10 protein-coding genes are annotated in these 14,327 nt (G+C 67.4%); 5 read left to right on the forward strand and 5 right to left on the reverse strand.

Going from position 1 to position 14,327, the window contains the following annotated elements:
* Positions 1 to 77: 77 nt before the first annotated feature.
* The 5 genes from CAL15_RS15575 to CAL15_RS15595 form a co-directional block, all read right to left on the reverse strand.
* Entirely contained in the window at positions 78 to 2,288 is a 2,211-nt protein-coding gene (locus tag CAL15_RS15575; protein ID WP_086079432.1) for a TonB-dependent receptor, read from the reverse strand.
* A 211-nt stretch (positions 2,289 to 2,499) separates the two neighbouring features.
* Positions 2,500 to 3,225 (reverse strand): phosphate signaling complex protein PhoU, encoded by a 726-nt coding sequence (gene phoU / locus CAL15_RS15580; RefSeq protein ID WP_086079433.1) that lies wholly within the window; start codon positions 3,223 to 3,225, stop codon positions 2,500 to 2,502.
* Between the two features lie 169 nt (positions 3,226 to 3,394).
* Positions 3,395 to 4,075, reverse strand: a complete 681-nt coding sequence (gene rpiA, locus CAL15_RS15585) for a ribose-5-phosphate isomerase RpiA (protein ID WP_086079434.1) — start codon at positions 4,073 to 4,075, stop codon at positions 3,395 to 3,397.
* A gap of 96 nt (positions 4,076 to 4,171) precedes the next feature.
* Positions 4,172 to 5,830 (reverse strand): isovaleryl-CoA dehydrogenase, encoded by a 1,659-nt coding sequence (locus CAL15_RS15590; protein WP_086079435.1) that lies wholly within the window; start codon positions 5,828 to 5,830, stop codon positions 4,172 to 4,174.
* Positions 5,831 to 5,931: 101 nt separating this feature from the next.
* Complete coding sequence (locus CAL15_RS15595; protein ID WP_086079436.1) at positions 5,932 to 6,816, reverse strand: isocitrate lyase/PEP mutase family protein; 885 nt, start codon at positions 6,814 to 6,816, stop codon at positions 5,932 to 5,934.
* Positions 6,817 to 7,169: 353 nt separating this feature from the next.
* On the opposite strand from CAL15_RS15595, the gene acnA reads away from it, so the two are divergent.
* The 5 genes from acnA (at position 7,170) to CAL15_RS15620 (ending at position 14,325) form a co-directional block, all read left to right on the forward strand.
* The gene (acnA, locus tag CAL15_RS15600; protein WP_086079437.1) at positions 7,170 to 9,917 is read left to right on the forward strand and encodes an aconitate hydratase AcnA; all 2,748 of its coding nucleotides are present in this window, start codon (positions 7,170 to 7,172) and stop codon (positions 9,915 to 9,917) included.
* 52 nt (positions 9,918 to 9,969) lie between these two features.
* Entirely contained in the window at positions 9,970 to 11,328 is a 1,359-nt protein-coding gene (locus CAL15_RS15605; protein ID WP_086079438.1) for a dihydroorotase, read from the forward strand.
* A gap of 36 nt (positions 11,329 to 11,364) precedes the next feature.
* Positions 11,365 to 12,090: an isochorismatase family protein gene (locus CAL15_RS15610; RefSeq protein ID WP_086079439.1), complete on the forward strand. Its 726-nt coding sequence runs from the start codon at positions 11,365 to 11,367 to the stop codon at positions 12,088 to 12,090.
* Positions 12,091 to 12,118: 28 nt separating this feature from the next.
* Positions 12,119 to 13,147 carry a CobW family GTP-binding protein gene (locus CAL15_RS15615; RefSeq protein ID WP_086079440.1) on the forward strand — a complete coding sequence of 343 codons (1,029 nt, stop codon included), beginning with the start codon at positions 12,119 to 12,121 and terminating at the stop codon, positions 13,145 to 13,147.
* A gap of 167 nt (positions 13,148 to 13,314) precedes the next feature.
* Complete coding sequence (locus CAL15_RS15620) at positions 13,315 to 14,325, forward strand: Bug family tripartite tricarboxylate transporter substrate binding protein (protein ID WP_086079441.1); 1,011 nt, start codon at positions 13,315 to 13,317, stop codon at positions 14,323 to 14,325.
* Positions 14,326 to 14,327: the final 2 nt, after the last annotated feature.

Below are 14,327 nucleotides of genomic sequence, written 5' to 3' on the forward strand. Positions count from 1 at the left end.
GGGGCCTTTCTTCGTTCTCGCCGCAGGCAATTCGGCGAGGTCGGCGTTTGCCGGCTGCCGAACTGCCGGCTTCGGAATCAGAAATCCATGCTGGCGCTCAGCCAGAATGTGCGCGGTCCGCCGGCCACCAGGTAGCCGGAGGTGGCACCGGATCCGATATACCCACCTGCCGAAGCCCAATAGGCCTTGTTGGCGATATTCTCGACGCGGGCGCGCAAGGTCAGCATGCGACCGCCGACCTCAGTGACATAGCGCGCGCCGGCATCGAAGCGCGTCCACGATGGCACGCGCAATTCATTGGCGTCGTCGGCATAGAACGAACCCGTGTACACCATCCGGCCGTCGATGGTCACCCCGTCCAGACCGGGCAGGTCCCACTCGACACCCATGTTGGCCTGGTAGCGGGGCACGCCGACCACGCGGTTGCCGTCGATGCTGGCAGTGCCGGTGTCGCGCTGCTTGGCATTGAACCAGGTGACGCCGCCCAGCACGCGCACGCCGCGCGCGGCTTCGCCGAAAACGGTCAGTTCGATGCCCTGGTAACGGTCCTCGCCAGCGATGGCGACGCGGTTGTCGGACGTGCGAGTTCCGTGCGGGCGATTGGTGGAGAAGAAAGCCAGGCCGCCGCCGATCCGGCCGCCATCGTACTTGATCCCGACCTCGCGCTGGCGCGCCACATAGGGCGGCAGCATCTCGCCATAGTTGTCGGCGTCGCGATCACCGACCACCGAGCCCTGCGCCAGCTGTTCGATGTAATTGGCATAGACAGAGAACGCCGGATTCAGCTTGACCACTAGACCCAACGCCGGAGAATCGCGGCTGGTCTTGTAGTCGCCGCCGTCGATCAGTTCGCCGGTGTCATAGTCGAACGTGCGCATCGCGAGGCGCTGATGCCGCAGCCCCAACGTGAACAGTACACTGTCGTCCAGCAAGGACAGCGTGTCGCCGATGGCAAAGCTGCTGGTGCGCACACGGTTGCGCACCAAGGGATTGTCCAGATCGCCGCCCTGGAACTCGTAGGCAACATCCCTGCTATCGTACATGGTGGGATGGTACAGATTGCTGGGCCACGAATTCGAGAACGTCATCGCATAGTTGTTCTTCTCTTTCTTGTCGAAGTAGGTCGCGGACAACACCACTTCATGGCCGACTGGGCCGGTGCGGCCTTTGATGCGCATGCCCACCTCGCCGGTGTACACGAACTCCTCGCGCTTATTGTCGAAGCGAGAGATGTAGCCGTCGCCGGTAGACGAATTGGTCACGTCCATGCCGGCCAGTTGGTTCTTTTCGGTGGAGTCGCGGAGACCGAACGCGGCCCAGGTCGTGACGTTATCGGAAATGTCGTACTCGCCGCGCAGCGTGCTGAATACGTCTCGCTCGTTGGAGTACGTCCACGGCTGTGCCCAGTTGTGCTCGGCATCGCGGATGGAAGGCAGGCCGGACATATCTAGCACATCTACGCTGGGACGGATGCGCTTCAGGCGGTTTTCCTGCCAGCCCACGTCGGCTGACAGCCGCAGGCGGTCGCCGCGCCAATCCAGACCGAGCATCCCACCGCCCAGGCGCGAATTCTCGTCGTCCACCGCGCCATCGCCGCCGCGGGCGACCGCGTTCAGCCGGATGCCCACGCTGTCGTCGGGGCCAAACCGGCGCGAGATGTCGGTGGACAGCGAGCCCTGCCCGTCGTTGCCCACGCCGGTGGTCAAGCGCGTCAGCGGCTCGTTGGAAGCACGCTTGGGCACAAGGTTCACCACGCCGCCTGCGCCGCTGCCTCCCGGAGGCGCGCTAGTCAGGAAGGTGGAGGCGCCGCGCAGCACGTCGACCCGCTCGAAGAATTCGCTGGCGATGTACTGGCGGGGCAGCAGGCCGTACAGGCCGTTGTAGGCCACGTCATCCGAATACAGAACCTGGCCGCGGATGAAATAGGTTTCCTGAAAATTGCCGAAGCCACGCGCCACGCGCACGCTGGGATCGTTCAGCAACACGTCGGCGACGCTGCGGGCTTGCTTGTCCTGGATCAGCTCGTTGGTGTAGCTGGTCACGCTGAAGGGCGCGCTCATGTTGTCTTTGGTGCCCAGGATGCCGAGTTTGGCTCCAGTGGCGACCTGCCCTCCTGCATAGGCCGGCGCCAAGCCTTCGGCCGAGGCGTCGGCGCTGGCTTCGACCGACACGGTCTCCAGCGTTGTGATCGGAGCGCTGTTCTGCTGCGCGGCCGGAGTTTGAGCGTGGACGGGGGCGGCCATGCAGGGCAGCGTGGCGATCAGGTAAGCCAGGGGACGTAGTTTCATGCGACGGTTCGGGGGTGTAGAGAAATAGGAACTGCAAAGCAAGGGGCGATGATAGCAAAAACAGAATCATTCTCATTGATATTGACATGGCTAGCATCAAACCGTGCCCTCTCTACAACGTTGATGCATTCGGCCCGAAAAGAAAAAGGACCCTTGCGGGTCCTTGTCCGACATGCCGCCGCGGAGGGCGGCAATCCATGAGAGCGAAAGCTCAGCCTTCCGCGGCCTCGCCTTCCTCGTCGCCACGCGCCTGGCGCTCGGTGTTGCGCACGCCGGTGTGGCGCACGTCGGCGCCCTTGACCATGTAGATGACGCGCTCGGACATGTTCTTCGCGTGGTCGCCGATGCGCTCTAGCGCGCGGGCGATGAACACCATGTCGATGGCCCGCGAGATGGTGCGCGGATCTTCCATCATGTAGGTGATCAGGTTGCGCAGGGCAGCCTTCCACTCTTTGTCGACTTCCTTGTCGCTGCGCACCACCTTGGCGGCCTGCACGGCGTCGAGGCGGGCGAATGCGTCGAGCGACAGGCGCAGCATGTTGCCGACCATGTCGGCCATGTGGCGCAGTTCGACCAGCTGGATCTGCGGGCGGTCGGTGTCCTGCATGCGACGCACGGTGGTGGCGATCTTGTCGGCCTCGTCGCCGGAGCGTTCCATGTCGGTCAGCATCTTGGACACGGCCAGCAGCGTGCGCAGGTCGATGGCGGTGGGCTGGTGGCGCGCCAGCAGCAGGCTGATGCGCTCGTCGATCTCGACCTCGTAGCGGTTGACCTCTTTCTCGCGCTCGCGGACCTTTTCGACCAGTTGCGGGTCATGGGACGACAGCGCTTCGACGGCCTCGTAGATCATGGCCTCGACCACGCCGCCCATTTGCAGGAACTGCGAGCGTACGTGTTCAAGGTCGGCGTCAAACTGCTTGTTGGTGTGCTCCGTCATCCGGATTCCTTGCGTGGTTATGAGCAGGCACGTCGCCTGGATAATAGTGCCCCGCGGGCTGCGTAATCACAAGGGGCGACCGCGACCGCCCCAAGGGAAACCTATTCGGCCCGCCAGCTTATGACTTGTATATGACAGCAATGTGAAGCGCAGCGGGCCGCCCGGCCGGTCAGGCCGGCTTGTCAAGGCGCCGGATGCCGCTCTGCGTGGCCAGCAGCGCCACGTCTGCCCCGGCGAGCGCGAACAGGCCGCAGGTCACCACGCCCGCCATGCCGTTGATGTCGGTTTCCAGCGCCCTGGCATCGGCGATGGACAGACCTGCCACGTCGAGGATGACGTTGCCGTTGTCGGTGACGAAGCCCTCGCGCAGGCGGGGCCGCCCACCCAGCGCGGCCATGCGCCGGGCCACTGCCTCGCGGGCCATGGGAATCACTTCGATGGGCAGCGGGAAGGCGCCCATCCGCTGCACCAGCTTGGACTCGTCGGCGATGCAGATGAAGCGCTCGGCAACCGAGGCCACGATCTTCTCGCGCGTCAGCGCGCCGCCGCCGCCCTTGATCATGTGCAGATTGGCATCGATCTCGTCGGCGCCGTCCACGTAGATGGGCATGGATTCGACATCGTTGAGATCGAGCACGGCCAGGCCATGGCCGGCCAGCCGCGCCGCGCTGCGCTCGGAACTGGCCACGGTGGCCCGCACGCGTCCCTTGAAGCGCGCCAGGCCGTCGATAAACAGGTCGGCCGTGGAGCCGGTGCCCACGCCGATGACCACGTCGGGCGCCGCGACGGCGTCGACGAATTCCAGGGCGGCATCGGCCGCCTGCTGCTTGAGTTCCTGCTGAGTAAGCATGATGTGATGTCCGGCGCGCGCCGCGCAAATCGGTAAAACGGAAAGCCAGTCCGGCAATGTAGCAGATGCGTCCGCACTACTGTCCCGCGGTCGCCGCTATCCCAGCCCCGGCCAGGCGCGCGCCAGCGCCTCGCCCGTATCGTGGCCCTCGGGCCATTCGCCGACGATGCCGGCCGGCTGCGCGAGCCGGGTCGCCGCGAAGGCGGCGGCGACCGGCGCGGGCGCATGGCGGATCAGCAGAGCCGCCTGCCACAGCCGCGTCAGCCCCGCGGCCACGCGGCGCGCCAACGGCTCGGCGCCCGCTGGATCGTCCAACAGGCGCAGCCAGACATCCATGGCCTGATCGTACGAAGCCAGCACGCCGCGCGCCGCATCCAGCTCGGCGCGCAGCGCCGGCAGGGTCTCGGGCTCGCGCGCCAGCGCCCGCAGCACGTCCAGCGCCATGATGTTGCCAGAGCCTTCCCAGATGGAGTTCACCGGCGCCTCGCGGTAGATGCGGCCCAATGGGCCCTCTTCCACGTAGCCATTGCCGCCCAGCGCCTCCATGGCCTCGGCAGCGGCGACGATGGCGCGCTTGCATACCCACAGCTTGGCCGCCGGCGTGCCCACGCGCAACAGCGCGCGTTCGCCCGCTTGGTTGGCATGGTCCACCGCCCGCGCCAGGCGCATGGCCAGCGCGGTGGCCGCCTCGCTTTCGAGCGCCAGGTCGGCCAGCACCCCGCGCATGACGGGCTGGTCCAGCAGCCTGCGGCCGAAAGCCTGGCGGTGGGTGGCGTGATGCAAGGCCTGGGCCAGCGCCTGGCGCAGCAGCGCGGCGCTGCCCAGCACGCAATCCAGCCGTGTGGCGGCGGCCATTTCCAGCAGCACGGCCAGCCCCCGGCCGGGCTCGCCCAGCATCACGCCCCAAGCCTGTTCGAACTCGACCTCCGCGCTGGCATTGCTGCGGTTGCCGACCTTGTCCTTCAGCCGGCGGATGCGCACGGCGTTGCGCGGCCCTTCGGGAATCCAGCGCGGCACGAAGAAGCACGACGGGCCCGCGTCCACGCGCGCCAGCACGAGATGCGCGTCGGCCTGCGGCACCGAGAAGAACCATTTGTGGCCCGTAAGAAGATAGGCCTGCCCACGGCCGGCCGTACCGACGGGTTCCGCCGTGGTGGCCACGGCGCGCAGATCGGATCCGCCCTGCTTCTCGGTCAGGCCCATGCCGATGAGCGCGCCGCGCTTGCCGGCCAAGGGCACATCGCCGCCGTCGAACTCGTGCGTGAACAGCACGGGCAGCCACTCGTGCGCATAGTCCAGCGCGCCGGCCGGCTCGCGCATCAGCAGCGGCACGGCGGCATGCGTCATGGTGGTGGGACAAAGCGTGCCGGCCTCGGCCTGGCCCTGCATCAGATAGGCCGCGGCGCGCGCCGCGTGGGCCCCCGGCTTGCGCTGCAGCCAGGCATTGCTGTGCAGCCCGCGCGCCGCGATGCCGTGCATCAGTTGCGCCCAGGCGGGATGGAATTCGATGCGGTCGACGCGCTGGCCCGTGCGGTCGTAGGCATGCAGGATGGGGCCGTGGCGATTGGCCAGTTCGGCCGCCTGCAGGGTCTGGGCCCGGCCCAGCCAGGCGCCGTGTTCGCGCAGTTCCTCTTGCCAGGCGGCGGCGCCTTCACGCAGCACGGCCTCGCGCAGCACCGGATCGGTGTCGTACAGAGAGTAGTCTTCGAGCGGCGGGACCTGGTTCACCACCTGATGCGTGCTGAAAGCGTGCATGGGCCCTCCCTGGCCGGCCCGTACGGCGCGGCTGCGTCCGACGGGCCCGAAACCACACGCTAGCAGCAGCGCCCGCCGTCAGGCAAGCGCCCCGCGCGGACTCAGTTCAGCAGGCGCGCTTCCAGCGCGCGCGCATCCTTGTAGCCCATCAGCTCCATGATGTCCTCGATGCTGGCCAGCAGGTCGGGGCGGTCGGCCGGCTCGCCGGTCTCCATGACCTGGCGCATGACCTGCAGGGCCTGCGTCATCGAACGGATGGCCGCGGCCGGCAGCATGCGCGGCAGACTGATGCGCCGCACGCCCAGGGCCTTGAGTTCGGGCAGCGGAATCAGCGGCGTGGTGGGACGGTTGCGGATGCCGAAGCCCATGTTGATGCTGACCGGGATGCCGGCCGCATCGACGATGCGCTTGATGTCGTCGGCGCTGCGCACGGCATCGGGGAACAGCATGTCGGCGCCCGCGGCGGCATAGGCCTTGGCGCGGCGCACCGCGCCCTCGATGCCTTCGACGGCCAGCGCATCGGTACGGGCGACGATGACGAAGGCGTCATCGCGGCGCGCCTGGCACGCAGCCTCGATCTTGCGGACCATTTCTTCCTGGGGCACCACGTCCTTGCCCGGCATGTGGCCGCAGCGCTTGGGGCTGACCTGGTCTTCGAGGTTGACGCCCGCCACGCCGGCCTCTTCGAACAGGCGCACGGTGTGGAACACGTTGACCGGATTGCCGTAGCCGGTGTCGGCGTCGGCCGTCAGCGGAATCGATACCGAGCGCGCCAGGTTGCGGCAGTGGTTGACGTTCTCGGTCAGGCCCATGACGCCGATGTCGGGCACGCCCAGCAGCGCGTTCGACACCGCGGCGCCGCTGGTGCAGGCCGTCTTGAAGCCGGCGGCTTCGACCAGCCGGATGCTGTAGCCGTCGTAGACGCCGGGCGAGACGATGAACTCTCCGCTCTGCAGCAGTTGGCGGAATTTCTGTGCGCTGGTCATTGCTTGCTCCAATTGAAAAGCCTGGTCGAGTACGGCGGCGCGACAGCCGCAGCCGGGCCGAATGATGGGTAGCCTAACAAACACGCGTCAAAAGTGTCAACTCTTTTGGATAGAACGATACGCGGCGCGGACATCCTCACGAGGCTTGCGCCACCGGGCGGAGAGGCCGCGGCACGATGCAGCGCAGCATCGTTCTACATGGAGAACTCGGCATGCGAGACGGTGCCCCGCCAAGCCGCCGAAGGCAGGTTTCATCCACCGGGCGATGATCTTAGAAAAACGGTATAAGTGTTGACAGTAAAATCAGGCAGACTTACTATCCAATCGCCGTTTCCATACTGCCCATCGATTCAATGCTCTCTGTATTCCACCTGTCCGGCGACGCCATCCGCTATTTCGATATCGCTGCCGCGGCTCGCGACCGCGGACTGGACATCGCCACGCTGCCCTACGTCATCCGCGTGCTGTGGGAGAACCTGGGCCGCAACCAGCAATGGGGTCTGCCCGTGGCAGACGCCGAGATCGACGCGGTGGCGGCCTGGAACCAACGCACCGGCGCCGACCTGCCGCTGCGCGTGGCGCGCGTCATCCTGCCCGACTCCAGCGGACTGCCGGTGCTGCAGGATCTGGCAGCGCTGCGCGACGCGGTGGCGCGCCAGGGCGGCGACGCCGCCGCGGTGAATACGCAGTTGCCGGTGGACCTGATCGTCGACCATTCGCTGCAGGTGGACCACTGGGGCAGCGACCAGGCCGTGGCCCGCAACCTGGGGCGCGAGTTCGAACGCAATGCCGAGCGCTATCGCTTCCTGAAGTGGGCGCAGCAGGCGTTCCGCGGCCTGCGCGTGTTTCCGCCGGGCACCGGCATCATCCACCAGGTCAACATCGAGCACATCGCCCCCGTGGTGGTGCGCGCCGAGCGCGACGGCCAGGCCTGGGCCTATCCCGACTTCGTCATCGGCGGCGACTCGCACACGCCCATGGTGAATTCGCTGGGCGTGCTGGGCTGGGGCGTGGGCGGCATCGATGCCGAGGCCGCGCTGCTTGGCCAGGCCTACACATTCCCGGTGCCCGAGGTCGTGGGCGTGCGACTGACCGGCCGCATCGCGGCGCCCGCCGTCACCACGGACGCGGCGCTGCTCATTACCGAAACCCTGCGGCGCGCGGGCGTGGCGGGCTGCATGGTCGAGTTCTTCGGCCCGGCCGTGGCCGCGCTGAGCGTGCCCGAGCGCGCCACCATGGCCAACATGGCGCCCGAGTATGGCGCCACCTGTGGTTTCTTCCCCGTGGACGCGAGCACGCTGGCCTACCTGGCCCATACCGACCGCAGCCCCGAACATGTGGCGCTGATCGAGGCCTATTGCCGCGCCAACAGCCTGTTCCGCGCGCCCGGGTCGCCCGATCCAGTTTATTCGCGCGTGATCGAGATCGACCTGTCGGCCGCCAAGCCCAGCGTGGCCGGCCCGCGCCGTCCGCAAGACCGCATGCCCATCGGGCGCGTGCCCGCCGACTTCGCCGAGCGCCTGCCGCTGCCGCTGAAAGAAGGCGGCTTCAACGCCACGCCGGGCGTCACGTCGGGACCGCTGCATCACGGCTCGGTGGTGCTGGCGGCCATCACTTCTTGTACCAACACTTCCAACCCCGCTGTCATGCTGGCTGCCGGGCTGGTGGCGCAGAAGGCCGTGGCCCGCGGCCTCGCGCCCGCGACGTGGGTCAAGACCTCGTTGGCCCCGGGCTCGCGCGTGGTCACAGGCTATCTGCAGCAGGCGGGCCTGCTGCCCGCACTCGAGGCGCTGGGCTTCTACGTCATCGGGTACGGCTGCACCACCTGCGGCGGCAAGTCGGGTCCGCTGGCCGAGGGCGTGCCGCAGGCCATCGAGTCCGGCGAACTGGTCGCCGCGGCCGTGCTGTCGGGCAATCGCAATTTCGAAGGGCGCATCCACAAGCTGATCCGCGCCAACTACATCACGTCGCCGCCCATGGTGGTGGCCTACGCGCTGGCCGGCCGCATCGACCTGGACCTGGACAACGACCCGCTGGGCACGGACAAGTCCGGCCAGCCCGTATACCTGCGCGACATCTGGCCCACGCCGGAAGAGATCGCGGCGCTGCTGCCCCTGGCGCAGCAGCGCACCGCCTTCCTGCAGACGTACACGGCCTCGTCGGACGAGAACGACGACCTGAAGCTGTGGCGCGACATGGAAGCGCCGCAGGGCCTGCGTTTTCCGTGGGATCCGCAGTCGTACTACCTGGTCGAGCCGCCCTTCTTCAAAGCGGCGGACGACGGCGACGCGCTGTCGCGCCTGGAGCGCCAGCTGCGCGGCACGCGCGTGCTGGCCGCCTTCGGCGACTCGCTCACCACGGACCACATCTCGCCCGGAGGCGAGATCCCGCAGGACTCTCCGGCGGGCCGCTACCTGATGGACGCCGGCATTGCGCCGCGCGACTTCAACACCTATGTGGCGCGCCGCTGCAACTTCGAGGTGATGACGCGCGCCACCTTCGCCAACATCCGCGTGAAGAACCTGCTGGTGCCCGAGGTCGAGGGCGGCGTCACGCGCTATTTCCCGCGTGGGGCCGAGGCCGCCCCTTCCGATCGTGCCGAAGGCGAGGCCCCAGCTGCCCGGCAAGAAGGCATCCAGATGTCCATCTTCGACGCCTCGCGCGCCTACGAGGCCGATGGCGTCAGCACCATCGTGCTGGCCGGCAAGGAGTACGGCACGGGCAGCAGCCGCGACTGGGCCGCCAAGGGTTCGGCACTGCTGGGCGTGCGCGCCGTCATCGCCGAATCGTTCGAGCGCATTCATCGCGCCAACCTGGTCGGCATGGGCATCCTGCCCCTGGCCTTCCTGCCGGGCCAGGGATGGCGTCAGCTGGGCCTGAGCGGCACCGAAACCTATACGTTCAGCAATGTGGCGCAGGCCCTGCGCGACGGCACGCCGGTGCGGGTGGCGGCCGAAGGCGCAAACGGCCGCATCGAGTTCGAAGCCGTGCCTCAGGTGCTGACGCAGGCCGAGCGCGAACTGCTGGCCGACGGGGGCATCCCGGCACAGGTCCTGCAGCATTTCCTGGCCGCCGGCGCGCACGAAGGCGCCGCGGTCTGATCCAATATCCCGTTATCGACTCCTTCATCAACCGCGCAGAGACCCCAATCCCATGTCCCTGGATCTCGTACTGACCAACGCCCGAATGATGCTGCCCGGACAGGGCCTGACCCTGGGCACGCTGGGCGTGAAGGACGGCCGCATCGCCGTCATCGCCGAGCACGGCGCCGACCTCACGGCCGCCGAAATCATCGATTGCGGCGGGCTGTGGGTGCTGCCCGGCGTCATCGACCCGCACGTGCACTTCGGCTTCGGATCGCCCGAGACGGACTTCGAGACCGAGGCGCGCACGGCCGTGCTGGGCGGCACGACTTCGGTGCTGTCGTTCCATCGCTCGAAGGACATCCGCGAATCCTGCGACGCGGCGCGCGAGCGCGGCGAGAGCCAGAGCTGCATCGACTTCGGCTTTCACTTCGGCATCACCAGCCACCTGCACGTCGAGACGCTCGAAGCGATCTCGAAGCAGTTCGGCGTGACCTCGTACAAGCTGTACATGATGTACAAGGGCGCGGCTGGCCTGTCCAAAGGCTTCACCGACATCGACGACGGCCTGCTGTTCGAGGCGCTGCGCGCCACCGCGCGCATTCCCGGCGCGATCCTGGGCGTGCACTGCGAGAACGTCGAGGTGATCCCGGTGCTGCGCGACCCGCTGCGCGCCGCCGGGCGCGACGACCTGAAGGCGTGGAACGAACAGAGCCCCGACTTTCTCGAAGCCGAGAACGTGCACCGCGTGTGCTATTTCGCGTCCAAGACGCAGACCCCGGTCAATATCGTGCACCTGAGCAGTCGCGAGGCGCTGGACGAAGTGCGGCGCCACCGCCGCCGCAGCACGGCGCCGATCTACGTCGAAACCTGCCCGCACTACCTGTTCCTGAACGACGAATCGCCGGCCGGCCCCTACGCCAAGGTGAATCCGCCGGTGCGCGGGCAGGACGACGTCGAGGCCATGTGGGAAGGCGTGCTGGACGGCTCCATCACCACGGTGGGTTCGGACCACGTGCCGCGCAAGCGCGAGACCAAGGACAAGGACATCTGGGCCGCCAGCAACGGCTTCCCCGGCACGGGCATGATCCTGCCCATCCTGCTGCACGAGGGATATCACCGCCGCGGCGTGCCGCTGGAGCGGCTGATGGAGATCGCCTCGGGCACCTCGGCGCGCATCTACAACATGCCCTCGAAGGGCGGCATCGTGGTCGGCAAGGACGCCGATCTGCTGATCGTCGACCCCGACCTGGAGCGCACCGTGGACCCGGCCACGCTGGAGTCGCACGCCGACTATTCGCCGTACGAAGGCATGACGCTCAAGGGCTGGCCGATCCGCACGCTGGTGCGAGGCCGCACCGTCATGCAGGACGGCCGCATCACCGACGACGCCCGAACCAACCCCGGCGGCCGTTTCCTGCGCCGCTGAGCGCCCATCCGCACCGATCATCCGAAGAGGAAATTCATGAGCGACAACAAACGAATCTGGGACGACTTCCTGACCGAGCGCGACAAGCTGGTGCTGGCCCAGGCCGGCTACGGCAAGCGCGGCGGCTTCGGCAAGCGCCCGGCCCTGTTCATCATCGACGTGCAGTACAACTTCTGCGGCGACAAGCCCGAGGACATCCTCGAGGGCCTGAAGCAGTACCGCACGCACTGCGGCAAGGAAGCCTGGGACGCCGTGGCCCACATGGTGCCGCTGCTGGAACTGGCGCGCGAGAAGAACATCCCTGTGTTCTACACCGAAAGCGGCCGCCGTCCCGACCTGCTGGACAGCGGCGTGCAGGTGGGCAAGAACCACCGCGGCGGCGAGAAGACCGTGGTGGCCAACACGCATGCCACGCAGACCGTCGAGCCGCTGGCGCCGCGTCCGCAGGACATCCGCATCTCGAAGCAGAAGCCCTCGTGCTTCTTCGGCACCATCTTCATGAGCCACCTGAACTTCCTGGACGTGGACACGCTGATCCTGGTGGGCTGCACCAGTTCCGGCTGCCTGCGCGCCACGGCGGTGGATGCGTACTCGTACAACTTCAAGGTCATCATCCCCGAGGAAGCGGCGTTCGACCGCTTCCAGGCCAGCCACGCCATCAACCTGTTCGACCTGAACTGCAAGTACGCGGACGTCATCCCCAGCAAGGAAGTCGGCGAGTACCTGGCCAGCCTGCCCGCGCCCGCCGCCAAGGCAGAATAAGCGGGGCGCGTCGGAACACGGCACGATCATGACGAATATCCCGGCGGGCCCCATTCCGGTCTACCTGCTGACCGGATTCCTGGGCAGCGGCAAGACCACGCTGCTGTCCAGGCTGGTGCGCAGCGCGGCGTTCGCGGATACGGCCGTCATCATCAACGAGTTCGGCCAGGTCGGGCTCGACCATCGCCTGCTGGGCAAGGCCAGCGACGAGGACACCGTGCTGCTGGATTCGGGCTGCCTGTGCTGCGCGTTGAACAGCTCGCTGCAGGACGGCCTGGAATCGCTGTATTACCGACGCGTGCGCGGCGAGATTCCGCCGTACGCACGCATGGTGGTGGAAACCTCGGGCCTGGCCGATCCGGCGCCGCTGATCAACACCCTGGCCGGCGACGCGTCGGTGGCGCGTCACTATCGCTTCGCCGGCGTGATCGCCACGGTCGATGCCGTCAACGGACCGGCCACGCTCGACGCCTATCGCGAAGCCTCGGCGCAGGCGGCCCTGGCCGACGTGCTGATCATCACCAAGACGGACCTGTGCGCGCCGGAACAGGTGGCGCAGGTGCGCACGGCGCTGGGCGGGCTGAACGGCACCGCCCAGGTGCGACTGGCCACGGCCGATACGTCGGAAGGCGAGGCGGACTTCTTCGCGGGCATCCAGGCCGCGCCACGCATGCCTGAGCCGTCCGCCGGCAACAGCCTCGCCACGCCGCTGGCGCACGTGCTGCGCTACGGCATCGCGTCGTACATCCTGCACGTGAGCAGGCCTGTGACATGGTCCGCCTACGCACGCTGGGTCGCGCATCTGCAGCGGCACGGCGGGGACCGCCTGCTGCGCGTGAAGGCGATCCTGGATTTCGCCGACGGCGAGCGCTATGCCATCCATGGCGTGCGGCACCTGTTCAGCCCTCCTCACGCGTTGGGGCCGGCAAAGCGGGACGCGCCAGCCACCGCCATCGTGGTCATCGCGCAGGACATGTCGGCCGAGGAAATCGGCGATTCGATGGCCGTGCTGGACCCGGATGCCAGCAACTCGGCATCGCAATCGGCGGTCAGCTAGATTGTTAACAGTTTTGGCTCGCGGGGTGACATACGCAACGTGATCTCCCAACCGCGATCTCAGCATTTTCCCTAATTCAAGCTATTTTCGGCAGGCAGACGGGCGGCAGAGGTTTGACTTCATCGACCCGTCGGCCTAGAGTGTTAACACTAAAACAGGGGAGTTCGATGACGTACCGCAGCACCGCTTTCAATCTTTCCCGCCGTACCGCCGTACTCGGCGGCGTGACCGCCCTGGCGCTGGCGCCATTTGCGTCCGCCTGGGCGCAGGATGCCGCCGCCGGATTTCCGAAGCGCCCCGTCACGCTGGTGGTGCCCTACACGCCCGGCGGCCCGACCGACCTCACCGGCCGCATCATCGGCGAGGCGTTGGCCAAGAAGTGGGGCCAGCCGGTGATCATCGAGAACCGTCCCGGCGCGGGCGGCAACATCGGCTCGGCCATGGTGGCCAAGGCGCAGCCGGATGGCTACACCGTGGTGCTCGGCGTCACCGGCTCGCACGCCATCAACAAGTGGCTGTACAAGAACCTGCCGTACGACCCGCAGACCGATTTCGAACCGATCGGCATGGCGGCCATCTACGCGAACGCGATCGTGGCCAACCCCGGCGTGCCCGCCAATACGCTGCAGGAGCTGGTCGCCCTGGCTCGCAAAGAGCCCGCTAAGTACGCCTACGGTTCGGACGGCAACGGCGCGGCCAGCCACCTGTCGATGGAGCTCGTCAAGGCGCAGGCCAAGATCGAGATGACGCACATCCCGTACAAGGGCAGCGCGCCGCTGCTCAACGATCTGCTGGGCGGCACCGTGCCCGTCGGCATCACCGGCCTGCCCTCCGCCGCGCCCTATATCCAGTCCGGCAAGCTCAAACTGCTGGCCATCACGTCGGCGCGCGATTACAGCGGCAACAACTATCCCTCCATCGCCAGCCAGGGATTCGCCGGCTTCGACACCGCCGCGTTCTCGGGCATCTTCGCGCCCAAGGGCACGCCCAAGGCCATCGTCGACAAGATGTCGGCCGACCTGGCGGCGGTGCTGGGCCAGGACGACGTAAAGGAAAAAATGCACAAGCTGGGCCTGGAAGTGCAGCCCACGACCTCGGCCGAGTTCGCGGCGTTCCTGTCCAGGCAGATCGCGCAGTGGCGCGAGGCGGTGCAGATCTCCGGCGCGCAGGTCGACTGAAC

The organism is Bordetella genomosp. 13 (assembly GCF_002119665.1).
GTDB lineage: Bacteria > Pseudomonadota > Gammaproteobacteria > Burkholderiales > Burkholderiaceae_B > Bordetella.